Annotated in this window: 25 protein-coding genes; 13 read left to right on the top strand and 12 right to left on the bottom strand. The window is 60.5% G+C overall.

The window, feature by feature from the left end:
* Positions 1 to 29 precede the first annotated feature (29 nt).
* Entirely contained in the window at positions 30 to 1,208 is a 1,179-nt protein-coding gene (locus AC1DUY_RS11220) for a L,D-transpeptidase (RefSeq protein ID WP_478114284.1), read from the bottom strand.
* Positions 1,209 to 1,566: 358 nt separating this feature from the next.
* On the opposite strand from AC1DUY_RS11220, the gene AC1DUY_RS11215 reads away from it, so the two are divergent.
* The gene (locus AC1DUY_RS11215; protein WP_478114282.1) at positions 1,567 to 2,361 is read left to right on the top strand and encodes a hypothetical protein; all 795 of its coding nucleotides are present in this window, start codon (positions 1,567 to 1,569) and stop codon (positions 2,359 to 2,361) included.
* Between the two features lie 12 nt (positions 2,362 to 2,373).
* Here AC1DUY_RS11215 and sseA read toward each other — a convergent pair whose 3' ends face one another.
* The 3 genes from sseA to AC1DUY_RS11200 all read right to left on the bottom strand — a co-directional run bounded on the left by sseA (position 2,374) and on the right by AC1DUY_RS11200 (position 4,943).
* The gene (sseA, locus tag AC1DUY_RS11210) at positions 2,374 to 3,228 is read right to left on the bottom strand and encodes a 3-mercaptopyruvate sulfurtransferase (protein ID WP_478114280.1); all 855 of its coding nucleotides are present in this window, start codon (positions 3,226 to 3,228) and stop codon (positions 2,374 to 2,376) included.
* Positions 3,229 to 3,351: 123 nt separating this feature from the next.
* Entirely contained in the window at positions 3,352 to 3,765 is a 414-nt protein-coding gene (locus AC1DUY_RS11205; protein ID WP_068732221.1) for a rhodanese-like domain-containing protein, read from the bottom strand.
* Positions 3,762 to 4,943 carry a vWA domain-containing protein gene (locus AC1DUY_RS11200; RefSeq protein WP_068732219.1) on the bottom strand — a complete coding sequence of 394 codons (1,182 nt, stop codon included), beginning with the start codon at positions 4,941 to 4,943 and terminating at the stop codon, positions 3,762 to 3,764. The genes AC1DUY_RS11205 and AC1DUY_RS11200 overlap by 4 nt, the downstream gene beginning before the upstream one ends.
* A 304-nt stretch (positions 4,944 to 5,247) precedes the next feature.
* Here AC1DUY_RS11200 and AC1DUY_RS11195 point away from each other — a divergent pair, with 304 nt between their 5' ends.
* The 6 genes from AC1DUY_RS11195 to AC1DUY_RS11170 all read left to right on the top strand — a co-directional run bounded on the left by AC1DUY_RS11195 (position 5,248) and on the right by AC1DUY_RS11170 (position 11,552).
* Positions 5,248 to 7,164 (top strand): diguanylate cyclase, encoded by a 1,917-nt coding sequence (locus AC1DUY_RS11195; protein WP_478114277.1) that lies wholly within the window; start codon positions 5,248 to 5,250, stop codon positions 7,162 to 7,164.
* 217 nt (positions 7,165 to 7,381) lie between these two features.
* Positions 7,382 to 7,624, top strand: coding sequence for a GlsB/YeaQ/YmgE family stress response membrane protein (locus AC1DUY_RS11190; protein ID WP_068732215.1), 243 nt, complete (start codon positions 7,382 to 7,384; stop codon positions 7,622 to 7,624).
* A 94-nt stretch (positions 7,625 to 7,718) separates the two neighbouring features.
* Positions 7,719 to 8,561, top strand: a complete 843-nt coding sequence (locus AC1DUY_RS11185) for an AAA family ATPase (protein WP_068732213.1) — start codon at positions 7,719 to 7,721, stop codon at positions 8,559 to 8,561.
* Between the two features lie 192 nt (positions 8,562 to 8,753).
* Complete coding sequence (locus AC1DUY_RS11180) at positions 8,754 to 9,803, top strand: aromatic ring-hydroxylating dioxygenase subunit alpha (RefSeq protein WP_478114274.1); 1,050 nt, start codon at positions 8,754 to 8,756, stop codon at positions 9,801 to 9,803.
* A gap of 4 nt (positions 9,804 to 9,807) precedes the next feature.
* The gene (locus AC1DUY_RS11175) at positions 9,808 to 10,563 is read left to right on the top strand and encodes a GntR family transcriptional regulator (RefSeq protein WP_309946706.1); all 756 of its coding nucleotides are present in this window, start codon (positions 9,808 to 9,810) and stop codon (positions 10,561 to 10,563) included.
* A gap of 11 nt (positions 10,564 to 10,574) precedes the next feature.
* On the top strand, positions 10,575 to 11,552 hold the full coding sequence (locus AC1DUY_RS11170; protein WP_478114272.1) for a PDR/VanB family oxidoreductase: 978 nt from the start codon (positions 10,575 to 10,577) through the stop codon (positions 11,550 to 11,552).
* Between the two features lie 3 nt (positions 11,553 to 11,555).
* Here the strand turns inward: AC1DUY_RS11170 and AC1DUY_RS11165 are convergent, their stop codons facing one another.
* The gene (locus tag AC1DUY_RS11165) at positions 11,556 to 12,695 is read right to left on the bottom strand and encodes an MFS transporter (RefSeq protein ID WP_478114270.1); all 1,140 of its coding nucleotides are present in this window, start codon (positions 12,693 to 12,695) and stop codon (positions 11,556 to 11,558) included.
* A 205-nt stretch (positions 12,696 to 12,900) separates the two neighbouring features.
* Here AC1DUY_RS11165 and AC1DUY_RS11160 point away from each other — a divergent pair, with 205 nt between their 5' ends.
* Positions 12,901 to 13,479 carry a TetR/AcrR family transcriptional regulator gene (locus AC1DUY_RS11160; RefSeq protein WP_309947114.1) on the top strand — a complete coding sequence of 193 codons (579 nt, stop codon included), beginning with the start codon at positions 12,901 to 12,903 and terminating at the stop codon, positions 13,477 to 13,479.
* A 3-nt stretch (positions 13,480 to 13,482) separates the two neighbouring features.
* On the opposite strand, the gene AC1DUY_RS11155 is transcribed toward AC1DUY_RS11160, so the two are convergent.
* Positions 13,483 to 14,076, bottom strand: coding sequence for a GNAT family N-acetyltransferase (locus AC1DUY_RS11155; RefSeq protein WP_309946710.1), 594 nt, complete (start codon positions 14,074 to 14,076; stop codon positions 13,483 to 13,485).
* Between the two features lie 71 nt (positions 14,077 to 14,147).
* Positions 14,148 to 15,083, bottom strand: a complete 936-nt coding sequence (locus AC1DUY_RS11150) for an SMP-30/gluconolactonase/LRE family protein (protein ID WP_478114268.1) — start codon at positions 15,081 to 15,083, stop codon at positions 14,148 to 14,150.
* 178 nt (positions 15,084 to 15,261) lie between these two features.
* On the opposite strand from AC1DUY_RS11150, the gene AC1DUY_RS11145 reads away from it, so the two are divergent.
* From AC1DUY_RS11145 to AC1DUY_RS11135, 3 genes are all read left to right on the top strand, one after another.
* Positions 15,262 to 16,089 carry an enoyl-CoA hydratase/isomerase family protein gene (locus AC1DUY_RS11145; RefSeq protein ID WP_478114266.1) on the top strand — a complete coding sequence of 276 codons (828 nt, stop codon included), beginning with the start codon at positions 15,262 to 15,264 and terminating at the stop codon, positions 16,087 to 16,089.
* Between the two features lie 173 nt (positions 16,090 to 16,262).
* Positions 16,263 to 17,489 carry an ABC transporter substrate-binding protein gene (locus AC1DUY_RS11140; RefSeq protein WP_120288995.1) on the top strand — a complete coding sequence of 409 codons (1,227 nt, stop codon included), beginning with the start codon at positions 16,263 to 16,265 and terminating at the stop codon, positions 17,487 to 17,489.
* Positions 17,490 to 17,687: 198 nt separating this feature from the next.
* Positions 17,688 to 18,881 (top strand): ABC transporter substrate-binding protein, encoded by a 1,194-nt coding sequence (locus AC1DUY_RS11135; RefSeq protein WP_478114263.1) that lies wholly within the window; start codon positions 17,688 to 17,690, stop codon positions 18,879 to 18,881.
* Positions 18,882 to 18,893: 12 nt separating this feature from the next.
* Here the strand turns inward: AC1DUY_RS11135 and AC1DUY_RS11130 are convergent, their stop codons facing one another.
* Complete coding sequence (locus AC1DUY_RS11130) at positions 18,894 to 19,274, bottom strand: hypothetical protein (protein WP_374725678.1); 381 nt, start codon at positions 19,272 to 19,274, stop codon at positions 18,894 to 18,896.
* 118 nt (positions 19,275 to 19,392) lie between these two features.
* Here AC1DUY_RS11130 and AC1DUY_RS11125 point away from each other — a divergent pair, with 118 nt between their 5' ends.
* A complete protein-coding gene (locus AC1DUY_RS11125) occupies positions 19,393 to 19,602 on the top strand; it encodes a hypothetical protein (RefSeq protein WP_478114261.1) in 210 nt (69 codons plus the stop codon).
* Between the two features lie 45 nt (positions 19,603 to 19,647).
* On the opposite strand, the gene AC1DUY_RS11120 is transcribed toward AC1DUY_RS11125, so the two are convergent.
* Complete coding sequence (locus AC1DUY_RS11120) at positions 19,648 to 20,787, bottom strand: hypothetical protein (protein WP_439076387.1); 1,140 nt, start codon at positions 20,785 to 20,787, stop codon at positions 19,648 to 19,650.
* Between the two features lie 274 nt (positions 20,788 to 21,061).
* Entirely contained in the window at positions 21,062 to 21,715 is a 654-nt protein-coding gene (locus AC1DUY_RS11115; protein ID WP_093760630.1) for a glutathione S-transferase family protein, read from the bottom strand.
* A gap of 179 nt (positions 21,716 to 21,894) precedes the next feature.
* On the opposite strand from AC1DUY_RS11115, the gene AC1DUY_RS11110 reads away from it, so the two are divergent.
* Positions 21,895 to 23,118 (top strand): polyhydroxyalkanoate depolymerase, encoded by a 1,224-nt coding sequence (locus AC1DUY_RS11110; protein ID WP_439057660.1) that lies wholly within the window; start codon positions 21,895 to 21,897, stop codon positions 23,116 to 23,118.
* A gap of 229 nt (positions 23,119 to 23,347) precedes the next feature.
* Here AC1DUY_RS11110 and AC1DUY_RS11105 read toward each other — a convergent pair whose 3' ends face one another.
* Together AC1DUY_RS11105 and AC1DUY_RS11100 are read right to left on the bottom strand one after the other, a co-directional pair.
* The gene (locus tag AC1DUY_RS11105) at positions 23,348 to 24,463 is read right to left on the bottom strand and encodes a helix-turn-helix transcriptional regulator (RefSeq protein WP_478114258.1); all 1,116 of its coding nucleotides are present in this window, start codon (positions 24,461 to 24,463) and stop codon (positions 23,348 to 23,350) included.
* 224 nt (positions 24,464 to 24,687) lie between these two features.
* On the bottom strand, positions 24,688 to 25,866 hold the full coding sequence (locus tag AC1DUY_RS11100) for an MFS transporter (RefSeq protein WP_089267410.1): 1,179 nt from the start codon (positions 25,864 to 25,866) through the stop codon (positions 24,688 to 24,690).
* Between the last annotated feature and the right edge of the window lie 21 nt (positions 25,867 to 25,887).

Here is a 25,887-nt window from a genome sequence, read left to right as displayed (position 1 = left end):
CCGTTTTTCTTGAAATCAGCTGAAGGAAATCAGCGAATGCTGACCGGGGCCGGTAGCGGCTGAACCGATGTCGGCTGGGTACCGGGCAGCGGTGCCGGCGCGGCGCTGGCGCTCGGGCCGGGGACCGGCTGCGCGGAGGCGGTCGTTGCCGGAGCCTTGCCCGGCATCACCACCACGCGGGTACCGACCTTGACGCGCTCGAACAGATCCGAGACGTCGTCGTTGAGCATGCCGAAGCAGCCCGACGACACGGACTTGCCGATAGTCGACGGCTGGTTGGTGCCGTGAATACGATAGACCGTCGAGCCGAGATACATGGCGCGGGCACCGAGCGGATTGCCTTCGCCGCCGGCCATAAAGCGCGGCAGATAGGGCTGACGCTCGATCATCTCGGTCGGCGGATGCCAATCCGGCCACTCTGCCTTGCGAGTGATCTTCTGCACACCGTTCCAGGTGAAGCCGTCGCGGCCGACACGGACGCCATAGCGCATCGCGCGGTTGTTGCCGAGCACATAGTACAAATAGAAGTTCGGCGTATCGACGACGATGGTGCCCGCGGGCTCCTTCGTGACGAAATTGACTTCCTGCCGGCGGAACTGCGGCGGCAGCTGCGCCGGACCGGTTTCCGGCTGATCTTCCGGAGGCAATGAAGCCACCATCACGGAGCTGCCATTGGCGCCAAGACCCTGTCCCTGCACCGAGCCGGTCACAGGGGCACCCTGCCCGCCCATGCCTTCAGGCGGACGCACTGCGCCATCACCGTTGCCACGGTTCGAATAGACCACCGCCGGCGGCGCCATCGGGCGGCCGTAACGCGGGTCGTCCGGCGACATCACCGGCCCCTGCGGCATGGCGCGATCGGAATAAACCGGGGCAGCACCAGCAGGACGACCATAGCGCGGATCATCCGGAGACATCACCGGGCTCTGGGGCGCAATTCCGGGCGCGGACAGCCCCGTCATCGGCCGGCCACCACGAGAGGGCGGCGCGTCCTCTTCGTCGAGTGCGTCAAAGTCCGGCATGGCGTCCAGCGCGCGATCGGCGCGCGAATTGGCCGGATAGCCGCCCGGGGGATAGTTGGGATCGGCCGGAATCGAATAGCCGCTTGGCGTGCCCACAGGATAGCCCTGCGCCACCGCGAGCGAATGACCCGCGACGCTACCGAGAGCCACGGTCGCCAATGTCGTCAAAACACGCTTGATCATCATTGCCCTTGTATAAGCTCAAGCAAAAACCGGAACATGCCGTCAGATCGCGCAGGATAGCGGCGCATTCAAGACAATTCCGGAAAAAAGCTTCCCATTTCGGTCATATTCGCGAGATCACACGCCGGCGTGGCTATCTTGCCTCACCCCCGCTGAAATCACTGCTCAGGAATGCGTCCTCAGTTGTGCATCTCACTTTTTAACAAACGGTTCCTGAGGCCGTGCGTTATCCTCAAATGGTCCTGATTCGCGACGCTTTGGCGGCAGCCGATTCTGCGGAACGGGCCGCTTCCAGTGTTGTCACCGCGTCCCCGTCGTTCGAAAGCCTTCCACGGTCTGTCCGAAGGCGGAACTGCCATTCATGCTTCCGGGTTTCCGATTTCTGTTCGCAGCCGTCCTGCTCACAGTCTCGTTGGTGGTCTTCGGCCTTGGTGCCGCAGCCCTGCTGCGCTCTGCCCATCAGGAATTCGCGACCATTCCGACCAGGCGCGCGCCGCCGACCGTCTTTGCCCAGCAGCCCGTCGAAGCTCCGCCGACATTGGCCATGCTGCGCGTCGAGGCACCAGCCCCCACCCCTGAGGCTGTCGCGCCACCAGCGGTCCCCGTGACATCGGCGGCAGAACAAGTGCCCCCCATCGCGGCTCCTGCGGAGCCGGAAAAGATCGCCTTGCCCGAGACCGCCGCGCCCCTGTCGACACTGGCCGCACCGACAATCGAGATGACTGCCCCGGTGGCGGCGACGCCGAAGCCTGAAGTTGCAGCGAAGTCGGAAGCAACGAAGGTCGAAGAGCGGGAACCTCTAACGACGGTTGCCGTCGCCCCAGCGACCTTCGTCGAACCAGTTGCTGCCCCTCCTCCCGAGCCTGCCACCGTTCCAGCACCAGCCGCCGCAGCAGAGGTTGTAGCGGGGCCACAACAGACGGCCACGCTGACCGACGATGATGCAAAATTGGCTTCGACGAAAATTGCGATGCTGGGCGGACCGCCCATCGATACCGAGTCGGTTCCACTGCCGAAAGCGAAGCCTGCTGCGGAGCCCGCCAAGAAGATCGTGAAGAAGCGCATCGTCGTCAAAAAGCGACGTGTGGCCGCCAGGCCTATGGCGGCCGCTGCACCACAGCCAACCGACCCGTTCGGACTGCCGGTCGCGCGCTGACCTCGATCCCGGTTACGCAGGTCCGGTCGCGACGGGCGGACCATCGGGCTGCCCCCATTCCGACCACGAGCCATCATAGAGCGCTGAACCGCGCACGCCTAGACGATAAAGCGCCAGCGTCAACACCGCCGCAGATACGCCCGAGCCACATGTGGTGACGACGGGCTTGTCCAGATCGAGCCCCGTGCCGGTGAAGGCTGCGCGCAATTCTTCGAGCGGCTTCATCGTGCCGGTCGCAGCGTCGAACAACAGGTTGTAAGGCAGGTTGCGGCTGGCGGGGATGTGACCGGAGCGAATGCCCGCGCGCGGTTCAGGGACACTTCCCTCAAAGCGATTGGCGGCACGCGCATCGATCAATTGCTCTTTGCGCGAATCCAGATTGGCAACGACCTGCGCCTTGCTGCGGATGTACGATTTGTCGAGCGTGGCGTTGAAAGTGCCAGGCTTCGGTGACGACTTTCCGGTCTCCGTCGCGCGACCTTCGGCCTTCCATTTCTTCAGCCCGCCATCGAGCACCTTCACATTGGCGTGGCCGTAAGAGAGGAACATCCACCACGCCCGCGGTGCCGCGACCCAGCCACCGGCATCATAAGTGACGACCGTATCATCAGAGGAAATGCCGAGCGCGGCGATGTCGCGCGCGAACTGGTCGGCATCCGGATACATATGCGGCAGCGACACAGAGTGATCGGAGACCGCATCGACATCGAAGAACACAGCGCTGGGAATGTGTGCCGCCAGATAATCATCAACCGGCAGCGGCAGCACGCCTGGCATCTTGAACGACGCATCGATGACCTTCACCTTGGGATCGCCGAGATTCGCGGCGAGCCATTCGGTCGAGACGAGAGGATCGGTGGATGTCATGCACAAGTGCCCTTTTATTTTGAAACACCGTCATGGCCGGGCTTGTCCCGGCCATCCACGTCTTCACTCGCGGCAAGACGTGGATACCCGGCATTCGCCGGGCATGACGGCCGAGAGTTACGACTACTTCGACGCCTTCGGCTCGACCTTCTCGACCGCGCCGCCTGCATTGCGCCAGGCGGTGAAGCCACCGCCCAGATGCGCCACCGGCTTCAGGCCCATATCGGCCGCCGTCTTCGCCGCCAGCGCCGAGCGCCAGCCGCTGGCGCAATGGAAAATGAATTTCTTGTCTTCCTGGAAAATCGGCTTGCCATAGGGACTTTCCGGATCGATCCAGAATTCCAGCATGCCGCGGGTGCAGGAGAACGAGCCGGGGATCTTGCCTTCGCGTTCGATCTCGCGGGGATCGCGGATATCGACGATGACCACATCCGGGCTTTCCGCCGCTTTCATTACGTCCTCGACGCTCATGGTCTCGATCTGCGCGTTGGCTTCGTCGAGCAGCGCCTTGTAGCCGCGGGTAATCGTCTGCGTCATGCTTTTCGCACCAGTTCCTTCATTGCACCTTCGAGACCTTCAATCGTCAGCGGATACATCCGTTCCGAGAACAGTCGCCGAATGATGGTCGTGGACTCCGAGTAATCCCAGTGCCGCTTGGCGACAGGATTGAGCCACACCGCATTCGGATAGGTCTGCGTGATGCGCTCCAGCCAGACCGAGCCGGACTCTTCGTTCACATGTTCGACCGAACCGCCGGGCACCATAATCTCGTAAGGCGACATCGAGGCGTCGCCGACGAACACGATCTTATAGTCATGGGCATATTTGTGCAGCACGTCCCAAGTCGGCGTGCGGTCCGTGAAGCGGCGTTTGTTCTGCTTCCACACGCCTTCATAAAGGCAGTTGTGGAAGTAGAAATACTCCATGTGCTTGAATTCGCTCTTTGCCGCCGAGAACAGCTCCTCAACCTGCTCGATATGCGAATCCATGGATCCGCCGATATCGAAGAACACCAGCACCTTGACCGCGTTGCGCCGTTCCGGCCGCATATGGACGTCGAGATAGCCGTGATTGGCGGTCTCCCGAATCGTGGTGTCGAGATCGAGCTCATCGGGCGCGCCGGTGCGGGCAAACTTGCGCAGACGGCGTAGCGCCACCTTGATGTTGCGGATGCCAAGCTCGACATTGCCGTCGAGATCCTTGAACTCGCGTTTGTCCCAGACCTTCACCGCGCGCCGGTGGCGGCTCTTCTCCTGTCCGATGCGGATCCCTTCAGGATTGTAGCCTTCGGCGCCAAACGGTGAGGTCCCGGCGGTGCCGATCCATTTGTTGCCGCCCTGATGGCGTTCCTTCTGCTCCTCAAGGCGCTTCCGCAGGGTTTCCATGAGCTTGTCCCAGCCCATGGCCTCGATCTGCTTCTTCTCTTCCTCGGTGAGATATTTCTCGGCGAGCTTCTTCAGCCACTCGGCCGGAATCTCCGCCTTTTCCATAGCGTCGAGCAGGCTCTCAAGCCCCTTGAAGACCGTCCCGAACACCCGATCGAACTTGTCGAGATTGCGCTCGTCCTTCACCAGCGCTGCACGGGACAGATAGTAGAAATTCTCTACCGACTGATCCGCTAGGTCGGCGTCGAGAGCCTCCATCAGCGTGAGATATTCGCGCAGGGTCACGGGGACCTGCGCATCGCGCAGCGATGTGAAGAATTGCAAGAACATGATTGACAGATTGCCCGACCACCCGCGTCCGTCAAGGGCCGGATGCGGTAGAAGGTTACACGGCTCCGTGGTGCGCCATCGCGGCGCATATCCGGAATAAGCGAGATTTGTCAGTCAAACCGGGGCGAATTCCGCTCCGCGGCATGGTGAAGCAATCGCTTGTCAGATTGCAGGTATTTGTTTCAACAATTCCGGCGTCAGTAACCACGCAGCGCGGTGTCCCGCCATCGGCGGGCATTCTTAGCTATCGTGAAAGCAACGACGGCCATGGTGATGGCCTGTTTTGCTGTCAACATAGAATCGAATGACCGTACCCACGACACTGACCAGCAGTTCGCCGAGCCGACCCTCCGCGCCGGGTGTGATCGTCACGCTGTTCGTGCTGGCGATGAGTGCGTGCGTGCTCGGGCTTGTCGTCTGGAAGGCGCTCGATGCCCGCCAAGCCGTGCTGGCGCAAAGCGAGACCGACAGTCGAAACCTCGCACATTCGCTGGTCGAACATGCTTCGCGCTCGATACAGGCCATCGATATCGCCGTGAGCGGGATGGCAGATCTGCTGAAGTACCAAAACCCGCAGCCGGATCGCTTCAACACGTTTCTGGCCAATACGGCGAATGCACTGCCACAGCTCCGCGAAATCGGTGTATTCGATACGCGCGGCAACTGGCGTTATTCCTCGTTGCCGGAAACGCCAACGCACAATAATTCCGACCGCGACTATTTCACCTATCATCGCGATCACACCGACGCCAATATCAGGATCAACGCTCCCATCACGTCGCGGCTAACCGGCCGCACGTCAATCATCCTGTCGAAGCGGATCGACGGGCCCGACGGCACCTTCAAAGGTGTGCTGACGGGCGCAATCGACAACCAGTACTTCAGCGATTTCTACAAAACATTCCAGATCGGCGAGAGCGGCGGCATCAGCCTGATCCGAAGCGACGGCATACTGCTGATTCACTGGCCATCGATGGAAGTTGGGAAGGACCTCTCCGGAACTCAGCTCATTCAGACCCGTCTGAAACAGAGTCTGGCAGGCTTCTACAAGATCGATTCGCCGTTCGACGGCATCACCAAATATTTCAGCTACGAGCAAACCACGCAGTATCCGCTGATCGTCACAGTCGCGATTCCGGAAGATCAGGTATTGGCGATATGGAAGAGCAATCTGCTGTCCGACGTTATCGTTGCTTCAGTCCTGCTCTGCACCGTGATCCTGCTCGCCGCCCTGCTATCGACCCAGTTTCGCTTCCGGCTCAACATGGAACACGCGCTCCGCGAGCGCGAGTCCCACTATCGCCTGCTTGCCGACAACATCGCTGATGTCATCATTCTGCTCGATCGCTTCGGGAACATCGTCTTCGTCTCGCACTCGGTCGAACTCGTCCTGGGACACAGTCCGAACGAGCTGCTCGGGCGGTCCTGCTTTGAACTGGTGCATCCGGACGATGTCGAAACCGTGAAGGCTGCCAGCGCGCAGCTTACAGATCTCACCGCAAACCGCACGGTGATCTTCAGGACCTATCGCCACGACAAGTCACTGGCGTGGGTAGAAGTAAACTTCAAGCTGGCCATGCGCGCGACGGATCGCGAAAAGGTCGAGATTGTCGGTGTGCTGCGCGACGTCACCTTGCGCAAGAGGATGCAGGACGAGTTGACCGCGCTGAATTCCAAACTCGCCGAACTCGCGACCACCGACGGGCTGACGGGACTGGCAAACCGGCGCACGCTCGACGGCTTTCTGCGCCGCGCCTATGAGCAGCATGAGCAGATGTCGGTGCTGCTGATCGATGTCGACAACTTCAAGGGCTATAATGACAGCAACGGCCACCAAGCCGGCGACGAATGCCTGAAACGCGTCGCAGCCGTCATTGCCGATGCCACGATCAATACGCCAGCATTGTCCGCACGCTATGGCGGCGAGGAGTTCGCCATCGTTTTGCCGGACGTATCCGAGGCCGATGCGATCACTATCGCGGAAGCCCTGCGCCTTCGGGTCAGGGCATTGGAGATTCCAAATATGGCATCAACCCGTGGCCACCTGTCGATCAGCGTCGGCGTCGCCAGCCGGAACAGCCCAACCTCCAACGAAGCCGTCCTGGTCGGCGAGGCCGATCTGGCGCTTTACGAGGCCAAACGACGTGGTCGAGATTGCGTTGTCGCCAATTCGGCGCTGCAACGCGAATATTTCAGCGCGGGCTTTTCGCACAACGGCTGATCCGCCAATTGCCGCCAGACCGCCCGGCTTTTCCCCGCCATGATATGTTCTTCGTCATCGAAAAAGGTCCCGCGAAGTGCCCGGAATGGTGGCTGGACCTGACCAATAATTCAATTAAACTTCGCCCGGAAACGTGCCGGCTGGCCAAATTGGCCGACGGCTGATGATCACAACAGGAATGGCGCGTCACTTGATGTCGCCCGCGAAGGATTGATCCATGGGAATTCTCGCAGCATTGCTGATCGGTGCCATTGCCGGCTGGTTGGCCGGGTTGATCGTTCGTGGCGCCGGCTTCGGCCTGCTCGGCAATATCGTGATCGGCATCATCGGCGCACTGGTCGCTGGCTGGCTACTGCCGCGCCTGGGTGTGAGCCTTGGCGTCGGCGCGATCCGCGACATCATCAACGCCACCATCGGCGCGGTGATCGTGCTCGTCATCCTGTCGCTGATCCGGCGCTAACGTCGCATCCCCTCACTCTGCGATCGCCTACCGCGATTTCCATCATTTTCGGCGGCGCGCGTCCGCGCGACAAGAAGAACAAGGCAAAGTCTCCATGAAATTTACCGGCACCGAAAACTATGTCGCGACCGATGATCTCAAGGTCGCGGTCAATGCCGCTATCGTGCTCGAACGCCCGCTGCTGGTGAAGGGCGAGCCGGGCACTGGCAAGACCGTACTGGCCGAAGAAGTCGCCAAGGCGCTGGGCGCACCGCTGCTGACCTGGCACATCAAGTCGACCACAAAGGCGCAGCAGGGCCTGTACGAATACGATGCCGTCTCGCGCCTGCGCGACAGCCAGCTCGGCGATCCCCGCGTCTCGGATATCGGCAACTACATCAAGCGCGGCAAGCTGTGGGAAGCTTTCACCCACGCAGAGCGACCGGTGCTGCTGATCGACGAAATCGACAAGGCTGACATCGAATTCCCGAACGACCTGCTGCTCGAACTCGACCGCATGGAATTCCATGTTTACGAGACCGGCGAGACCATCAAGGCGGCAAAGCGCCCGATCGTGATGATCACATCGAACAACGAGAAGGAATTGCCCGACGCGTTTCTGCGCCGTTGCTTCTTCCACTACATCAAGTTCCCCGACATCGACACCATGAACCAGATCGTCGAGGTCCACTTCCCCGGCATCAAGCATCGCCTTGTCGCCGAAGCCATGCGCATCTTCTTCGAGGTGCGCGACGTGCCCGGCCTCAAGAAGAAGCCGTCGACGTCGGAACTGCTCGACTGGCTGAAGCTGCTGGTCAATGAGGACATGTCGCCGGAGATGCTGCGGGAGCGCGACCCGCGCAAGCTGATCCCGCCGCTGCATGGCGCCCTGTTGAAGAACGAGCAGGACGTGCACCTGTTCGAGCGGCTGGCGTTTCTGAACAGACGAGAAGTCTGATCCACCATCAAGGTATATAGCCTTCACGGAAAACCGCCCTTAGGGGCGGTTTTTTGATACCTATTCCGCAAATATTAGCCAGATTCAGTATACATAAATCGGTTCTCATCTCGATTTTATTGGAGTATCGTCCCTTCAAGCGCAATTCCTGTATACAGATAGGACGCAAGGACTGCGCCAAGGAGGAACACGATGCCCGCTTCATTCCCGCTGAACGCCTGGTACGCCGCCGCCTGGGATGCCGACATCAAGCACCAGCTTTTCCCGCGCACGATCTGCGGCAAGCATGTGGTGATCTACCGACGCTCCGATGGCGGCGTCAGCGCGCTGGAAGATGCCTGCTGGCACCGGCTGGTGCCGCTCTCCAAGGGACGTCTCGAGGGCGACACGGTGGTCTGCGGCTATCACGGCCTGAAATACAACGCGCAAGGCCGCTGCACCTTTATGCCCTCGCAGGAGACCATCAATCCCTCCGCCTGCGTGCGCTCCTATCCCGTGGTCGAGCGGCATCGCTTCATCTGGCTGTGGATAGGCGACCCGGCGCTGGCAGATCCGGCACTAGTGCCGGACATGCACTGGAATGACGATCCGGAATGGGCCGGCGACGGCAAGACGATTCACGCGAAGTGCGACTACCGCCTCGTGGTCGACAATCTGATGGATCTCACCCACGAGACTTTCGTGCACGGCTCCAGCATCGGCCAGGACGACGTCGCTGAATCTCCTTTCGATGTCACCCACGGCGACAAGACCGTGACGGTGACGCGCTGGATGAAGGGCATCGAAGCGCCGCCATTCTGGGCCGCGCAGTTGCGCAAGCCCGGCCCCGTCGATCGCTGGCAGATCATCCACTTCCAGGCGCCGAGCACGGTAAATATCGACGTCGGCGTCGCACCGGCGGGAACCGGCGCGCCGGAAGGCGATCGCTCGCAGGGCGTCAATGGCTTCGTGCTCAACACCATGACGCCGGAAACCGAGACCACCTGCCACTATTTCTGGGCCTTTGTACGCAACCACCGCATCACCGAACAGAAGATCACCACGGAAATCCGCGAAGGCGTCGCGGGTATTTTCCGCGAGGACGAGATCATTCTCGAAGCGCAGCAGAAGGCGATGACCGAGAATCCGGACCGCGTATTTTACAACCTCAATATCGATGCCGGTGCCATGTGGTGCCGACGGGTGATCGACCGCATGGTGGCAAAGGAAACTACGCCACCCAAACTGCAGGCGGCAGAGTAAAATCATGAGTGAACGCGAATCCGAACGCTCCGTCTCGCAGACCGTGCGCGCGCAGCTCGCACTGCGCGACATGATCCTGTCCGGCACGCTGCGCTCGGGCGAACGCATCAGCGAGCTGCAGGCCGTGGAGATCACCAGCGTGTCGCGCACGCCGGTGCGCCTCGCGCTGGTACGCCTGGAGGACGAGGGCCTGCTGCAGGCGATCCCATCCGGCGGCTTCATGGTGAAGGCGTTTTCCGAGCGCGACATTCTCGACTCCATCGAGCTGCGCGGCACGCTGGAAGGTCTTGCGGCGCGCTTCGCCGCCGAGCGCGGCGCCAGTGCCCGCAATCTCGAACCGTTGAAGGAATGCCTGTCGGATCTGGATCAGTTGGTGCGACAGGATCCGATCTCGGTCGAGGCCTTTTCAGCCTACGTGACGATGAACGCCCGTTTCCATGCGCTGCTGACCGATCTCTCCGGCAGCGCGCCGGTGATCCGGCAGATAGATCGTGTTTCGGCGATGCCCTTTGCCTCGCCCAGCGCCTTCGTGATGGCGCAGTCAGCGCTGCCGGAAGCGCACAACATCCTGCTGATCGGCCAGGAACATCACCGCATCGTCGTGGACGCCATCGAGAATCGCGAAGGAGCACGCGCCGAGGCGATCATGCGCGAACATGCGCGGCTTGCCGTGCGCAATCTGCGGCTGGCACTGCGCAATCGCAACCATCTCGATCTGCTGCCTGCACTGGCATTGCTGACCTCGACACCGGCGGATTGACGGAGACCTTCATGCGTTTTGCAGAACACTGGATGGGATGCCGCGTCGAGGCCACGCGCAATGTGGCGCCGAACATTCGCGAGATCACACTGAAGCCGGATACACCGCTGCCTTCCTACCCTCTCGGCAGCCATATCAATGTCAGCCTCCTGATCGACGGCCAGCCACAGACGCGATCCTATTCGCTGGTGGGAGAACGCAGCAACGAGTTGCTGCGTATCGCTGTGCGGCTGGCACCGGATAGCCGCGGCGGCTCCAAAGCCATGTGGGCACTGCAAGTCGGCGCGCGGCTGGAAATCTCCAGCCCGTCATCGCTCTACGACATCGACTGGAATCGTGGGACATACTGCCTGATCGCCGGCGGCATCGGCATCACGCCGATCACCGGCATTGCCGCAGCGCTCCACAGCAAAGCCATCGACCTGCAGCTGCATTATGCGGTGAAGGCTCGCAGCGAAGCCGCCTATCTCGATGAACTATCGACGCTGCTCGGCGACCGCCTGACGGTGCACGCCAGCCATGAAGGCGCACGACTGGATTTCGCCGCGACCTTTGCTGCCTTGCCTCACGATGCCATTGTCGTCCTCTGCGGCCCGATGCGGATGCTGGAAGCAGCCCGGCGCGAATGGAACGCTGCCGGGCGCGCGCCCGCTGATCTGCGCTATGAAACATTCGGCTCCAGCGGTCTCCTGCCAACTACGGAATTTCGCGTCCGGCTGAAGGACAGCGGTGCCGAGATCGTGGTCCCGCAAAGCCGCTCGATGCTGGCAGCGCTCAACGACGCCGGCTTCGAGGTGATGTCGGACTGCGAACGCGGCGAATGCGGGGTCTGCGCCATCGATATCCTCGCCATCGACGGCGAAATCGATCATCGCGACGTGTTCTTCAGCGATCACCAAAAGAGCGGCAACACGAAGATTTGTCCCTGCGTCTCACGCGTCGTCGGCACGGTGACGGTGGACACGTTGTATCAGCCGGACGCTGTCTGACCGTCAGCGCTCACCGCGCAGCGACGCAATCATCGACATGATCGCGAGCAGGATGACCACGGCGCCATAGACATAAGCCACGACGGCCAGTCCGGCATATGGCACAGCCACACCTGCAGCGAGTGCCGGCAGGCTGAAGGCCAGATAGGACAACACATAGAACGCCGCCAGCAAACCGGCGCGCTGATGCGCCTCCGCGGTCGGCAGCAGCGTGCTCAGCGAGCCGGCGAAGGACGCGCCAAAGCCGAAACCTGCGATCACCGAACCGGCAAACAGCATCGCAACGCTGTGCTGCCAGATGCCGAGCAGCGAGACGAGGACGCCCAGCGACAGTGCGGCCGTGCCAATCACCAGCAACCGCTGCGCCGGAAGCTGCCGAAGGGCGGCCACGGTCAGTGCTGCAGCAAGCATCAGGGTCGCGACCACGACGCCGCCGACCCAAGGCGCGGAGACGCCCATCGTTGTTGCGACCACCGTGGGCATCAAGGACAGGCTGAAGCCGCCCAACGCCCATGTGGCGACGGTGGCCGGTGCAACGCGCAGCAGCGCGGCGCGCGATTGGCTGGGCACGCGCACATGCGGCCGCAGCGAGGCCAGCGCGCCCGATTTGCGTGAGACGGTCTCGGGCATCACGAACAGCAGCACGATCATCACAACCGTCAGCGCGAATAGAACCTCATAGACCAGACGCAGCGGATCGGGCGCGAAGGTGACGAGCGCCGCCGCGCCAAGCGCGCCGACCATCAGGCCAAGAAAGGCGGTCACGCTGTTGAGGAGCGGTCCGCGCTTGCGGTCAGTATCGAGGATCGCAGCGCCCAAGGCCGTTGTCGCCGTGCCGACGCACAGGCCCTGCACGGCACGCGCGAGGATCAATTGCCCGACATCACTGGCATAGGAGAACAGCACCATCGCGATGGCATTCAGCAACAGACCGCCGAGAATGACCGGGCGGCGTCCGACATAATCGGACAGGCCGCCGACGGTCAGCAGCGCGGCCAGCAGGCTGATCGCATAGACCGCGAACACCAGCGTGATCATCAGCGGCGAGAGGTGCATCGACTGTTGGTAGAGCCGGTACAGCGGCGTCACCGCGCTGCTGCTGGCTGCGACCAGCGCGGCTCCGGCAAAACTGAATGCCGTCATGACCGATGGCTTCAACACCCAACCGCCTCTGGCTGGTGATGCTTGAGCATTGGAAACACAGGTCTTTTCGGCGCTGCCTTGCATGGCCCGTTCCTAAAAGCTAAGTAATTGCATTAGGCATCTAGGTCTGCCCAAGCCTTAATGCAAATATTTTGCGTTAAGAATTTCGGGTTTCCTGTGCATGCCGCGATTGCCGGAGAACGATGTGACGGTGAAGGAACGGGTCCGGATCGGTGGACGCAGCGCGCGTATTCAGAACGCCGTGCATGATGCTGTCCGCAAATTGGGCGCTCTTTCCACCCGAAACCAGATCACTGTGCCGCAGATCGCTGCCGAGGCTGGCGTAACGCCGTCGACCATCTATCGGCGCTGGGGCGATCTGTCCGCGCTGCTCGCCGACGTCGCCGTGGCGCGGCTGCGGCCGATCGCGGATCCCGACGACACCGGTGCGGTCGAAAGCGATCTGCGCGCTTTCATCGAGCAATATGCCGAAGAGATGTCGTCTCCGGTCGGCCAGGCCTTGATGCGGGACGTGTTGTCGGCCCTCAAGGAGGGACTGCCCAGCGCCTGCGCGGGCTTCACCTGCGATCACCTCACCACCCTTAACGCACGCGCCAAAGCGCGCGGCGAGACGCCGTTCGACATCGACGAGGTGATCGACCATGTGGTGGCGCCGATCATCTATCGCGCGCTGTTCAGCGAACAAATACCGACATCCGATTATTGCAATCGCCTGATTGACCGGATTTATCCGCCTGCCCGCAAGCGACGCACCGCCGGCTGATCGTCAGCGCGGCTTCTCGTCCAGCTGATAGGTCAGATGCGCCTTCACCGTCGGCCATTCGCCGGGCAAGATACTATAGACAACCGTATCGCGCAGCGTGCCGTTCGGCGCGATCTGGTGATTGCGCAGGATGCCGTCCTGCTTGGCGCCGAGCCGCTCAATGGCGCGACGGGACTGATGGTTGAAGAAATGCGTGCGGAATTCCACCGCGATGCAATCCAGCTTCTCGAACGCATGCCCGAGCAACAGCAGCTTGCATTGGGTGTTGAGCGCGGTGCGCTGCACCCACTTGCCATACCAGGTCGAACCGATCTCGACCCGGCGGTTGGCGGCATCGGCATTCATATAGGTCGTCATGCCGGTGATCTTGCCGTCGGCATCTTTCACCGTGAATGGCAGCATCGCGCCTGATGCCTGCAGAGCGAGCCGACGGTCAATCTCGGCGCTCATCTTTTCGGGCGTTGGGATCGCCGTGTACCAGATCTTCGAAAGGTCGCCTGACTTGGCGGCCTCGATCAGGCCATCGCAGTGATCTTTGGCAAGAGGTTCGAGCCGGGCGTGAGGTCCACTGAGCGTAACGGGTTCAAGCCACGGCATCGATCGTTCCTTCGTTCTAGACGCGCGATCGGACGCAAAACCGGCTTCCACTTTTGCTGATCGCGCTCGGGCTACTTGTTCAAGAAATTGAGCGGCAAGCCACCGCGCGGCCAATCCATTGCGATCAGCTCGCCCTTGCCCGACAGCGTGATATAGGCCGTCTTCAGCTCGGGGCCGCCGAATGCGATATTCGTGGTGACGCGGTCGCCAGTTTGTATCTGTTCCACCAATTTTCCATCCGGCGCAATCACCGAGATGCAGCCGCTGACCAGCGTTGCGACGCAGACATTGCCGGAGGCTTCAACCGCGAGAGAATCGAACATCTGGTAACCGCCGAGGCCCGCGATGGGTCGACCGCGCTCGCCGCGATAGATCACATCAGCCGGCTTCACCTCACCGGGTGCACCGACGTCAAAGGCCCACAGCCGCGCCGTCGGCGTCTCGGCCACATAGACGGTCTTCTCATCGGGCGACAGGCCAATGCCATTCGCGGGCAACATGCCGAAATGACCTTCGACGATTTCGGTGGCGCCGGGCTTCATGTAATAGAACGCGCCGACATCCATGTCGCGATGGCGACGCTTGCCGAGATCGGTGAACCAGAGCCCACCCTGCTTGTCGAACACCAGATCGTTCGGCCCTTTCAGCGGATGCGCACCGCATTTGTCGAACAGGGTTTCGACCTTGCCGTTAGAGAGGTCCACGCGCTGGATCGAGCCGCCGATATATTCATGCGGCTCCGGCGCACCGGGCATGATGGCGCCGCGCGATGCCGCCCAGCTGAAACCTCCATTGTTGCAGAGATACATCTTGCCGTCCGGACCGAGCGCTGCGCCGTTCGGGCCACCCGGGATTTTCGCGACCACTTCCTTGCGGCCATCGGGCCACACCCGCGTCAACTGCTGCGCACGGATCTCGACCAGAATGACGGAGCCGTCCGGCATCACCACCGGGCCTTCGGGGAATGCGAGATCGGTGGCGAGGACGCGGATGTTGGGGCTGGACATGGAAACTCCCTGACATTTTCTTGGTTTGTTATCGCACCTTGGGCGGGTGACGCAGCGTGGCCGAAGTAGAGCAAACATGTCCCGCGCTGCCAAGCCGCGCAAATGCATGGCCACTTGCGTGGAATTTCCATTCAGCTTTAGCTGCGGACAACGAAAACACAAAAATCCGAGGAAACCGATGCCGACCGACACCGCAGTTGCGCCTGAAGCCGATGACGAAGTGCTCTACTCTGTCGCCGATGGCATCGCGACCGTCACGCTCAATCGCCCGCAACGGTTGAACACGATCTCCCGCGAGATGCTGTCGCAGCTCAGCGAACTGTTCCTGAAAGCGGACGCTGATCCCGAAGTCCGCGTGGTGATCCTGACGGCCACCGGCCGCGCCTTCTGCGCTGGGCTCGACATGGCCAGCGCCACCAAGGGCACCGGCATCGGCTCCGCCAACGATGCCAACAACAGCCGCACCACGCTCGATCTGAAGACAGCGCCCCCGATCGTGATGTTCAACATGGAGAAGCCGACAATCTGCGCCATGAATGGTGCCGCAGCCGGCTATGGCATGGACGTCGCGCTCGGCTGCGACATGCGCATCATGGCGGAGAGTGCCAAATTCGCCGCGGCCTTCGTGAAACGTGGCGTGGTGCCTGAATCCGGCGGCACCTGGTTTCTGCCGAGGATGATTGGCTGGGCCAAGGCAGCCGAGCTGATCTTCACAGGCCGCACACTGTCGGCGCGCGAAAGCCTCGAAATGGGCCTTACCAACGAGGTGGTTGATGATGCGGAATTGATGACGCACGCCAATGCAGTGGCGGCCGAGATTGCCGCCAACGCGCCACTCGCTGTGCAGGCTGCCAAACGCATGATGCGCTCAGGCCTGTCCGAGAGCTTTGGCGATCACGTCCATCACGTGTTCCTGCAATTGCTGCCGCTGTTTCGCACAGCGGATTTCCGCGAAGGCATGGCGTCGTTTCTCGAGAAGCGCCCAGCCAAATTCACCGGTGAGTGAGCGCGACGCACAAACATATCGACGCGGTGTTGTGCGCCGCGTCATGCTTTGCTGATTAAGTCAGCTTTCCAACTTCAAGGCTTGGTGCATACTCCCGGCATTCGAGCCGCATCACAAAAGCCTGCATAGACGGGCCGATGCGGTTGATCGAACCACAGGGAGGACATTTGATTATGCAGCATGACTGGAAAGTTCTGCGAGTGACTTTGCTCGCCGGCGTTGTCGTAGCGCTTACGTCCACCGCAAGCCACGCGCAGAAGAAATACGATACTGGCGCCACCGATACCGAGATCAAGATCGGCAACATCATGCCGTATAGTGGCCCGGCGTCCTCCTACGCGACGATCGGAAAAACCGAGGCCGCCTATTTCAAGATGATCAACGAGAAGGGCGGCATCAATGGCCGCAAGATCACCTTCATCAGCTATGACGACGGCTACAGCCCGCCGAAGACGGTGGAGCAAGCGCGCAAGCTGGTCGAGAATGACGAAGTGCTGTTCATCATGAACCCGCTCGGCACGCCAGGAAATACGGCGATCCAGAAATACATGAACACCAAGAAGGTGCCGCAGCTGTTCGTCTCGACGGGCGCCGCGAAATGGGCCGATCCGAAGAACTTCCCATGGACCATGGGCTGGCAGCCGAGCTACCAGGCCGAGGCGCGCATCTACGCGCAATACATCATGAAAAATCATCCCGGCAAGAAAGTCGGCGTGCTCTATGCCAATGACGACTTCGGCAAGGATTACATCATCGGACTGCACGAGGGGTTCGGCGACAAGGTCAAAGATTACATCGTCTCTGAGGTGCCTTATGAGACGGCGTCACCGACGGTGGATTCACAGATCGTGCAGATCAAGGCAGCCAATCCGGATGTCTTCATCAACATCGCCACGCCAAAATTCGCTGCACAGGCGATCAAGAAGGTCGGCGAGATGGGCTGGAAGCCCGTTCACATCGTCACCAATGTCTCGGCATCTGTCGGCAGCGTGATGAAGCCCGCGGGCTATGCTAACTCGCAGGACGTGCTCAGCGCCGCCTATATGAAGGATCCCAAGGATCCGACATGGAAGAATGATCCGGGCATGCTGGAATGGTCGGCCTTCATGGACAAATACTATCCCGAAGGCGACAAGGAAGACGGCGCCACCGTGTTCGGCTACGGCGTGTCGCAAGGCATCGTCCAGGTGCTCAAGCAATGCGGCGACGATCTCACACGCGAAAACATCATGAAGCAGGCGGCGAGCCTGAACATGGAGATCGGCATCTATCTGCCGGGCACCAAGATCAAGACCAGCCCGACCGACTTCAGCCCGCTGGAGCAGCTTCAGATGCAGCGGTTCAAGGGCGAAAGCTGGGAGCTGTTCGGCCCGCTGATGTCCGGCGAGAAGAACTCGTAAGCAATACGCTCCGGCGTCCCCTCTCCTGAGCCAGAGGGGACGCACGCGTGCTGAGCCACGCGCTCTCGTTGCTGGCCCCCTCTCCTCAATCGTGCATACTCGACGCAAGCCGCGGCAATCGATGGTCCACCCAGATGGACCGCACCGCGGAAATACAAGACGTCAGAGGAAACGATGCTCAGGATACTGCCCCGGGGAATGACTCTCGCTTTTGCCGCGCTCATGCTCGGCGTGCTGGCCACGCCATCTCACGCACAAAAGGAATACGATCCGGGCGCCAGCGATACCGAGATCAAGGTCGGCAATATCATGCCCTATAGCGGGCCGGCATCTTCCTATGCCTCGATCGGAAAATCCGAGGCGGCCTATTTCAGGATGCTGAACGACCAAGGTGGCATCAACGGCCGCAAGATCAATTTCATCAGCTATGACGATGCCTACTCGCCGCCGAAGACGGTGGAACAGGCGCGCAAGCTGGTCGAGAGCGATGAAGTGTTGCTGTTGTTCAATCCGCTGGGCACGGCGACCAATTCCGCGATCCAGAAATACATGAACCTCAAGAAAGTACCGCATCTCTTCGTATCGTCCGGCGCCTCGAAATGGGCCGACCCAAAGCACTTCCCGTGGACCATGGGCTGGTCGCCCAGCTACCACAATGAGGGGCGCATCTGGGCTGCATGGATTCTGAAGAACCATCCCGATGCGAGGATCGGCGTGCTGTTCCAGAACGACGACATGGGGAAGGACTATTTCAGCGGCGTACGCGAAGGACTCGGCGACAAGGCCGACAAGATGATCACGGTACAGGCGAGCTTCGAGACCAGCTCACCGACAGTAGATTCGCAGATCGTCCAGATCAGGACCGCCAATCCCGATGTGTTCCTGAACATCGCCTCGCCCAAGTTCGCCGCGCAGGCGATCAAGAAGGTGGCCGAGCTGAACTGGAAACCGGTGCAGATGCTGGTCAACGTGTCGCAATCGGTCGGCTCGGTGATCAAGCCCGCAGGCTTCGACAATGCGCAGGGCGTGATCAGCGCAGCCTATATGAAGGACCCCACCGATCCGCAGTGGAAGGACGATCCGACCATCAAGGAATGGCTTGCCTTCATGGACAAGTATTATCCCGACGGCGACAAGAACGACATCTACACGCTGTACGGCTTCGGCATCGCGCGCACACTGGCGCATATTCTCGAACGTTGCGGCGACACGCTCACACGGGAGAACGTGATGAAGCAGGCCACCAGTCTCGACTATGAGGTCGGCATCTTCCTGCCCGGTACCCGCGTCAAGACCAGCCCAACCGACTACAGCCCGCTGCAGCAGTTGCAGATGATGCGTTTCAAGGGCGAACGCTGGGAACTGTTCGGACCCGTGCTGAGCAGCGAGTAGGACGAGAGCGCCCTACTTCGCTGCATCCTTGGCAGGCGCTGGTGCATCCTTGGCCGCCGGCGCGTCTTTCGCGGCAGCTGGAGCTTCCTTCGCAGCCGGCGCCGGCTTCTTCTGCGCCGCCTGCAGCTCCTCCACCGTTTTCTGCAGGGCAACGACGGTAGCCTTCAGCGCCTCGACCTGACGGTTGGTCGCATCAAGCCGCTGTTGCTGATCAAGCCGCAGCTTGCCCAGCGTCTGCTGGAGGAAATTGACGTTGCTTTGCAGGCAGCTGGTGCGGCGCTCCATGGTCTTTTCGACCGTGCAGATCTCGATTCCCGGCACATCCTGCGCCTGCGCCTTGGCGGCGCCCAAAATGGTCAGCAATGTCATCGCTAGGATTGTTCGGCCGCGCATCATTTTCCCCATCATGTCCGTCATGCCGCCAAGACCAAGCGGTGCTGGCGCCCGGCTGTCAACCAGGTGTGATGGAAACGAAGAAGATGTCCGCCCGTTCCTTGGACCGGAGCACCTCATGGCGACGCGTGAACGACGGCTAGCCGAATTCGATGGCCAGGGTGATCCTGAGCCTGATCAGGCGGTGCAAGTGTTGTGCGAGGACCACAGCGGCACCTATCAACTGCCCTTCCCTTGCGTGTTCACGGATGGCGAATGGCGCAATGCCGAGACGGGCAGCATGGTCGAGGCACGCGTGGTCGGATGGCGGCTGCCACGTACATCGTGATGGCCGTGTGCCTGCTTTAGGGGGCCGGGGCTCCGGACGACCGACTTACTCGTACAGATACCCGACCGGCTTGCCTTCGGTCCGCAGCGGGCGAATGTCCTTCTGTGTAATAATCTTGGCTGCCAGGCCGTCGATTTCGTCGCGCTGGGTCGGCGTCCAGCTTCGAAGCTGCTCCATGCCCTTCAGAAGGCCAAGTCGAAGGACTTGCGTATTTTCGCCGAGACCGATGAGGCTGGTGGATCTCTTGCCTGCCGTCACCACGTCACCGGCGGCAAGTTCGAACGTCTTCCCAGCACTATCCACGAATTCGGCCGTGCCGCGAATGACGCGATAGACGACAACCTCACCTCTCGCGAAAGAAGCGGCATCCACGGCCGCCGCTGAACTCTTCGGCAAGAGTGACTTGCCATGCGGATCGGTTGCGATGATATGACCCGTAACAAGATGACCGCTCGGAGCCTCGATGCCAATATCGCGCACATAGACGGGCGCCGCCGACTTGATGCTGTCATCAACCAGCGGCTTGAAGAGCGCATCCAGTGCCAGCGGGTCCTGAAGCCAGAAGCCTGCATCATCCGGGCGATCATGCAGCGCATGGGTCCAGGCCATACGTGGCGTCTCGGCTTCGTTGATCTGATCCGGACCCACGATTGTCGGGTTCGGGAAGGTCGTCGGATCCGTCACGAAGGCTTCGAGAAACTTGCCGGAGTAGCCCATGGAGAGGGGATCGGGCACCACCGTCTGCGGCGTCTTCAGGTTCTCCTCGGTAGACAATCCCGACCAGGTGTAGAACAGCTGACGATGCACGATCGCGCTTTGCAGCATCACTGCGCCAGGGCCGACATTGTAGAAGCGCCCATCGTAATCGAAGGTGAACATGCCCGACGTAACCAGCACGAGCTGGAAGCCGCCTGGTGGCAGGTGGAGATGGAAATCGGTAGGACCAGTATCTTCGCGATAGATCGGCAGATTGGTCGCGACCTCATGGAGCAGGAAAGTTTCGTTGTTGGCGTGAAAGCCCTCATTGGCGCGGCTATAAAGTGCCTGCGGGCGATAGGTCGCCTCGTATGTCGTGTCCTTGTGCCGATCGATCGCTACGAAATCCCCATGATTCAGGCGGAGAGGATCGCCGTTCGGGTGCTTAAGCCCAGGCCATTTGAGGTCGATCGCAGCATGTACATTCATGGGATCCTCCAACGTGTTTAAAAACACCCGGGGACCGAACTGTGATTGGCGTGCAATCGATCGGCAGCCAACGCAATGCGGCTCGCGAGAAATTGCTGCTATGCGAAAATCGCGCCAGCTGGCGTCAAAGGCGTTTTGATACCAATCGCGCTCGTCAGCAGGTGATCTGGCGGCCAAACCGCGCAAATCCTCGGGCGAGCGCTACAAATTCTGGATACAAGTTGAGCACGCCGTGCCCGATCCGTAAGCCGGCGGGGCGTTGCCGAACTATCAATCAGTACTCGACCTCGAGCTCCTCGATATCGGTAGGCTCCTGCCTGGCCGCGGCAATCCATTCCTGCATTTCGGGCAGGTTCATCACCATGCTGGCATAGGCTGATAGCTGCGGATCGAGCTTGACGTCATAGGTCGCGAAGCGCGTCACCACCGGCGCATACATGGCGTCCGCCATGCTGCGGGTGCCGAACAGGAAAGGGCCGCCGGACTTCGACAGACACTCACGCCAGATCGTGCAGATCCGGTCGATATCGGCTTGCGCGCGCGACCAGACCTTGAAGTTCGGAAAATGCCCCTTGATGTTGACCGGCAGCGACGCGCGCAATGTCGTGAAGCCGGAATGGATTTCGCCCGAAATCGAGCGGCAATGCGCCCGCAGGATGCGGTCCGCCGGCAATAGCTTAGCTTCCGGCATGATCTCGTTGAGATATTCGGCGATTGCCAGCGTATCCCAGACCACCGCCCCTTCATGGCGCAGGCAGGGCACCAGGATCGATGAAGACAGCAACAGGATCTCGGCCTTGGCGGAAGCATCGTCCGGCGCCGTAACGACTTCGTCGAACTCAAGGCCTGAGAATTTTGTCAGCAGCCACCCTCGCAATGACCACGACGAGTAGTTCTTGCTGCTGATGGTGAGTGTTGCGTTGGCCATGACCTATCCCCTTACGCCCGTACCCAGGCAGCCCGTCAGCCCTCGGGGTAACCGGTTCCCGGCTGCCCATTGCTTGTGCTGCTTTAATTTTACTCAGCAAACCACGTGCCAGTTTTCCAGACGAATTGACTCTTCTCTGGCTTCAATATTGCATAGCAACAAAGCAGGGATAGCTCCGGATGATGTCAATGATGTATCAGGCCTACCAGAATCACATGGATCTGACAGCACCGTGGCGCACCGGTGCGTCTGCCGCATTGAAGTACCTCAATCTCGTCCCGGCCGGCACGTCCGAGAAACTGTTCGGTCGCCTTGCGGCAGCACTTGAGCTGATCTCGCGCTCCGCCCTCACCTATCATCGGCCCGAATTCGATATCGGCAAGGTGATGGTCGGTAACAGCGAGCATGAGGTGACGGAAGAAGTCACCTTCAAGACACCATTCGGATCGCTGCTACACTTCAAGAAAGAGAATGCACCGGAGCAGCCACGCATGCTGCTGGTGGCGCCGATGTCCGGCCACTTCGCGACGCTGCTGCGCGGCACTGTGAAGACCCTGCTGCAGGACCATGACGTCTATATCACAGACTGGCACAACCCGCGCGACATACCGCTCGATCAGGGCAAATTCGGCCTCGACGAATATACCGAGCACCTGATCACATTCATGAATGAGCTCGGCCCGCGTTCCCACATGGTCGCGATTTGCCAACCGTCCGTGTCGGCGCTAGCTGCAGCAGCTATCATGTCGGAAGACAATCACCCTGCGCGACCGGCAAGCCTGACGCTGATGGCGGGCCCGATCGATACGCGCATTCAGCCGACCAAGGTCAACGAGTTCGCCAAGAGCAAATCGTTGAAGTGGTTCGAAGACAACATGATCAACTACGTGCCATTCCAGTGCAAAGGCGCGTTCCGGCAGGTCTATCCCGGCTTCATTCAGTTGACAGCATTCGTCTCGATGAATCTCGAGCGGCACATCAAGTCACATGTCGATCTCGCCGAGCATCTCGCCAAGGGCGAGACCGAGAAGGCGGAAGTCATCAAGACGTTCTATGATGAATATTTCGCCGTGATGGATCTGCCAGGAGAGTTCTATATCGACACCATCCGCGACGTGTTCCAGGAGCATCTGTTGCCGCAAGGCAAGCTGACCTACAAGGGCCGGACCGTGAACTGCGCATCGATCAAGCGCATGGGGCTGATGACGGTCGAGGGCGAGAAGGATGATATCTGCTCGATCGGCCAGACTCTAGCAGCCCAGGATCTCTGCACCGGCGTGCGAGCCTATCGCAAAGTCCATCACATGCAGGCCGGTGTCGGCCATTACGGTGTATTCAGCGGACGCCGTTGGAACAACGAGATCTACCCGCTGCTGCGGGATTTTGTTCACGTGAATTCGTGAAACCCTGCGTTGTATACAAATAGTCGGGCGCTTCACCCAAATTGGTGACGCGGATGTCGCAGGAATAACCTACGTCGATACCGGGAATTGTTTCGCCGCTGCTTCAGCAGCATAGCAGCGGTTTCTTATTACCGCTTCGGCGGACCGTGTATTGACGACTGCACGATTTTTCACCGGACATACTTACGCATCAAGGCCGGCCATCGTGCCGGCCTTTTTCGTGGATTTTTCAGGCGTCCCGGTCCGGGATCAATTGAACTCGCGGCTGGCCCAGAAGCCGAACCAGGTCCACCTGCCGCTCGACGCCGGTTTTCAAGAAGACGGATTTCAGCTGGGTCCGCACGGTGTTCAGGCTGACGCTCTGCATTTTCGAGATGGCGGTGACTGAGTTGCCATCGATCAAAAGGCTGGTGATCCGCGCTTCAGCCGGCGTCAAATCGAACAAAGCCTGCAGAAGCTCCGGACCCGGGCTGCGCTGCTGGTGGGTGATCGGCGTCAGGAGCAGGATCGACATAGCGCCCGCAAAAACATCGAGGCCAGCCAGACGGAGGGGCAGCACATGCGCGATCAAGGGTGGGCTGTGCTCAGTCCCAGAAATTGGAATTGAACGGCCCGTTTTCGACAGAGACAAGGGCTTGCTCAGCGCCTCGATAAACATGGTCTGAGCGACCTGCGAGGCGAACTGCACCTGATCCTGCGCGCCAATGCCGACAATCGTCGTGCTGGAAATGAACCCAGGATTGGCCGCGATAACGCGCCCCTCCTGACTGACCGCACTGGCGGGAAGGCCAATCATCTGAAGTGTCGCAACCGCCGTGCGGGCACGTTCGAAGCCCAGACGACCAGACAACACCGCCGCGCGGGCCAGATGAGGCCGGAGGCCATCCAGTTGATCCGCCACAGCGCGTTCAACCGGCCCCTTGGCGTAAGCCTTCTCTACCGAAATCACGAGCGTATCACCGGAGGGAGACCGTACCGAGGTACCGGCGCACCAGCCGAGACCCGCCGGCCGGAGAATGTCCCGATAGAAGCTCTCATTGTCGAGTTCTTCCATCGTGAAACGGTCCAGGTCCGTCAGAAACCACGGCTCGTTTTCCGCGATTAGTCTGGCGCTTCGTGGATTCTTGGTCGCATAGGGACTCTTGGTCCAACGATCGATCCGCTCGCGAATTCTCTCAGATGACGTCCACCGCGGAATGCCAGGCGCGGATGCGAAAATCATCGCACCTTCGGCATCTGCCATCGCCGCCAGGCGATCGAACACCTGCGGCCAACGCTCCGGCAAAACTCCCGCTTCATAAATCTCGTCGACGAGCGTTTCAAAATTCACGGATGTATCCAGCAACACGGTTTCCGGCGGCTCGCGTCTCGGTCATCACGGTGAGAAAGCAGCACCCATCATGCAACACCGCAGACACCAGACAATTCCCGAGACCATTCGGAAATCTGCGATCACGATGCTGATGTGCGCGAAATGCCACTTTCGCCAGCCGCCGTTCAGGAGGCGAATGGTATTCACCGCCTAACTAGACCGGTCCCGCGCTGCTCGCCAGTGTAAAGCGAGAAGTTTTACGCCAGAGGCGCTTTTGCCGGCGGCAACTCCCGCGGCAAAATCAATGCAGCGACGATCACCAGCGCCGACAAGGCGGCAAAGGCGTGCAACATCATGATGAAGCCACCCTGCTCGTACAACCACGCGACAAGCCCGACCGAGGCTCCCGCTGCGGTAAAGCCAACGAAATAACGCACGGCGTAGGCGCGCGATCGCCACTCCTCGCTTGTATACTTGCCGACGATCGCCTCATTGACGGTGATCTGCCCGAACAGACCAATGATAATGCCAATCGCGACGACAATCAGTGAGATGTTCGACTGCGACGCTGCGAAATACAGGAACGGCGCGAGCACCAGCGACAACGGAACGCTCACCGCCTTCAGCGAGTGCTTATCGATCAGCTTGCCGATGTTGTACTGGGTTGCCGCGCCGAAGACGTAGACGCAGGCGGCAATGATGCCGAGCAATGCCGGGCTGTCCGTCATGTCGGACAGACGCTCGGCAAACAGTTTTGGCAGCGCGACGGTGATGGCGTTGAAGACGGTGGAGATCGCGACCACCGTGACCAACAGTGCAAGGATCACACGCCACATGTCGGACTTCGCGACGCGCGCTTGCGCCGCGGCCTGTTTGAATCCCGAGCGATCTTCATGCGCGACCTCGCGCATGAAGACAACACCAGCTGCAACAGTGACGAGGCCGGGAATGATGAAGGCCCAGCGCCAGCCGAGGAACTGACCGAGTACGCCGGTGATCAGTGCGGAAGACGCCACGCCGAAATTGCCGAACACGCCGTTAATGCCCATCGCGCTGCCGAGCTTGTCGGCATAGGAGACGATCATCGCCGTGCCGACCGGATGATAGATCGACGCGAACAGGCCAACCGAGAACAGCGCCGCACCAAGCTGCAAAGGCGTCTGCACCAGGCCGACAGCCATCATCGACAGACCGATGCCATAGAAGAAGATCACCATCATGTGGCGACGGCTCCAGCGGTCCCCGAGCCAGCCGGTCACCAACGAGCCGGCCCCAAACGCCATGAAGCCCGGCGTCGCATAGGGCAGCAGCTCGGTATAGGTCATATTCATGGCCGGACCCATCACGAGCACCGCTGCCGCAAAGATCAGCATCGCGTAGTGGTCGATGAAATGGGCGACATTAACGAGGGTGATGACCCGGCTGGGGACGTTCATGAATCGATTCCTTGGCAACCT

This window comes from Tardiphaga sp. P4_G1 (assembly GCF_056401215.1).
The sequence above is the reverse complement of the archived record's forward strand: the minus strand, read 5'-3'. Positions and strand labels throughout refer to the sequence as shown.

Bases quoted from the DNA above. Each gene is read 5' to 3' on its own strand.
- AC1DUY_RS11220 (WP_478114284.1), bottom strand. From the start codon at position 1,208: ATGATGATCAAGCGTGTTTTGACGACATTGGCGACCGTGGCTCTCGGT.
- AC1DUY_RS11215 (WP_478114282.1), top strand. From the start codon at position 1,567: ATGCTTCCGGGTTTCCGATTTCTGTTCGCAGCCGTCCTGCTCACAGTC.
- sseA (WP_478114280.1), bottom strand. From the start codon at position 3,228: ATGACATCCACCGATCCTCTCGTCTCGACCGAATGGCTCGCCGCGAAT.
- AC1DUY_RS11205 (WP_068732221.1), bottom strand. From the start codon at position 3,765: ATGACGCAGACGATTACCCGCGGCTACAAGGCGCTGCTCGACGAAGCC.
- AC1DUY_RS11200 (WP_068732219.1), bottom strand. From the start codon at position 4,943: ATGTTCTTGCAATTCTTCACATCGCTGCGCGATGCGCAGGTCCCCGTG.
- AC1DUY_RS11195 (WP_478114277.1), top strand. From the start codon at position 5,248: ATGACCGTACCCACGACACTGACCAGCAGTTCGCCGAGCCGACCCTCC.
- AC1DUY_RS11190 (WP_068732215.1), top strand. From the start codon at position 7,382: ATGGGAATTCTCGCAGCATTGCTGATCGGTGCCATTGCCGGCTGGTTG.
- AC1DUY_RS11185 (WP_068732213.1), top strand. From the start codon at position 7,719: ATGAAATTTACCGGCACCGAAAACTATGTCGCGACCGATGATCTCAAG.
- AC1DUY_RS11180 (WP_478114274.1), top strand. From the start codon at position 8,754: ATGCCCGCTTCATTCCCGCTGAACGCCTGGTACGCCGCCGCCTGGGAT.
- AC1DUY_RS11175 (WP_309946706.1), top strand. From the start codon at position 9,808: ATGAGTGAACGCGAATCCGAACGCTCCGTCTCGCAGACCGTGCGCGCG.
- AC1DUY_RS11170 (WP_478114272.1), top strand. From the start codon at position 10,575: ATGCGTTTTGCAGAACACTGGATGGGATGCCGCGTCGAGGCCACGCGC.
- AC1DUY_RS11165 (WP_478114270.1), bottom strand. From the start codon at position 12,695: ATGACGGCATTCAGTTTTGCCGGAGCCGCGCTGGTCGCAGCCAGCAGC.
- AC1DUY_RS11155 (WP_309946710.1), bottom strand. From the start codon at position 14,076: ATGCCGTGGCTTGAACCCGTTACGCTCAGTGGACCTCACGCCCGGCTC.
- AC1DUY_RS11150 (WP_478114268.1), bottom strand. From the start codon at position 15,083: ATGTCCAGCCCCAACATCCGCGTCCTCGCCACCGATCTCGCATTCCCC.
- AC1DUY_RS11145 (WP_478114266.1), top strand. From the start codon at position 15,262: ATGCCGACCGACACCGCAGTTGCGCCTGAAGCCGATGACGAAGTGCTC.
- AC1DUY_RS11140 (WP_120288995.1), top strand. From the start codon at position 16,263: ATGCAGCATGACTGGAAAGTTCTGCGAGTGACTTTGCTCGCCGGCGTT.
- AC1DUY_RS11135 (WP_478114263.1), top strand. From the start codon at position 17,688: ATGACTCTCGCTTTTGCCGCGCTCATGCTCGGCGTGCTGGCCACGCCA.
- AC1DUY_RS11130 (WP_374725678.1), bottom strand. From the start codon at position 19,274: ATGCGCGGCCGAACAATCCTAGCGATGACATTGCTGACCATTTTGGGC.
- AC1DUY_RS11125 (WP_478114261.1), top strand. From the start codon at position 19,393: ATGGCGACGCGTGAACGACGGCTAGCCGAATTCGATGGCCAGGGTGAT.
- AC1DUY_RS11120 (WP_439076387.1), bottom strand. From the start codon at position 20,787: ATGAATGTACATGCTGCGATCGACCTCAAATGGCCTGGGCTTAAGCAC.
- AC1DUY_RS11115 (WP_093760630.1), bottom strand. From the start codon at position 21,715: ATGGCCAACGCAACACTCACCATCAGCAGCAAGAACTACTCGTCGTGG.
- AC1DUY_RS11110 (WP_439057660.1), top strand. From the start codon at position 21,895: ATGATGTCAATGATGTATCAGGCCTACCAGAATCACATGGATCTGACA.
- AC1DUY_RS11100 (WP_089267410.1), bottom strand. From the start codon at position 25,866: ATGAACGTCCCCAGCCGGGTCATCACCCTCGTTAATGTCGCCCATTTC.